Origin of the sequence: Arenibacter sp. F20364 (assembly GCF_023015905.1) — a bacterium.
Lineage (GTDB): Bacteria > Bacteroidota > Bacteroidia > Flavobacteriales > Flavobacteriaceae > Arenibacter.
On sequence record NZ_JALKBD010000110.1, the window covers coordinates 1 to 1120 of the forward strand.

Sequence of the window (1120 nt, forward strand, 5' to 3'; positions counted from 1 at the left end):
TAATAGCTCTTGTCCGGGGAGAAGTATACATAGCCCATCTTCTGGACCTTGGCCCTGCGGTAATCCTTTAGCTCGTACGCACTCCCGGGCAGGGGTTTTAGGTATTCCCTTTCCACGGATTGGAACAATTCCCTGCGACTCGCCTCCTTTCGCTTGAACAATAGATCGTTATAGGCCCCCAACAGGCGTTTTATCTCCCGGTTCAGATCTGCCAAAGAGAAGAACACCATTTCCCGTATTGGGTAGTAGATACGCTGATAGGCAAGGTGCACGGCGTTCTCCACCAGGGCCTTGTCCTGGGGGGAGTACCCCCGGGCGGGGTTTATGGCGCAGTTGTAATGCCGTGCAAAATCCTTGAAGCTACGATTAATGTCCGCCTCATATCTGCTCGCCCTTGTCACCGCCGATTTCAGGTTGTCCGAGACGATGGCCTTGGGCACGCCACCGTAAAAGTTCAGGGCATTGGTGCAACAACCGATCAGGTCCTCCCGTTTTTGGCTCCTGCAGGCCTCCACATAGGTATACTGGCTATTGGGCAGGATGGCCACGAACACTTCCACCGGGACCACTTCCCCAGTGTCCCTATCAACAATATGGAGCTTCTTGCCGGCGAAGTCGATGAACATTTCCTTTCCGGGATCGTGCTCGAGTTTCATCGAGCCTTTGGTCTTGGCATATTTGCGCCGGTAATGTTCCATGAACTGGGTGTAGCCATAAGGTTCTTTGGCCTGCTGTACGTACTGCTGATAATGATATAGAAAGGTAAATCCGGGATGGTTCCGGGCCTTGTTGACCCCCTCAAAACACCGCATGAGCTCGTCGTAACGCCTGTTGTCTATGGTCGTATGGGAGGGAAAGAGGGCTTCCAGGGCCCCATTGTCAAGGGCCAATAATTCTTTAAGGGAGCGATCACAGGCCCCGAACAACCGCATATATGTATTTACCGTATTACGGGATATCCCTAAGACGGCACCTATCTTACGGTTGCTGAACCCATCGAGATGAAGGGAAATAATCTGTTTTAAGTCCATTGGATCAAGTGTATTGGCCATATCGCTTGTTTTTAAGCGACAAGGTAATTGTTACTTGATCTTTCAAAGTGGCACAAAACGAAACGTTA

1 protein-coding gene is annotated in these 1120 nt (G+C 50.8%); it reads right to left on the bottom strand.

Translation table 11 applies throughout. The annotated features are described in order from the left end of the window. The coding region (istA, locus tag MWU84_RS24460; RefSeq protein WP_246906523.1) for an IS21 family transposase at nt 1–1052 on the bottom strand (1052 nt) is incomplete at its 3' end. Nucleotides 1053–1120 lie beyond the last annotated feature (68 nt).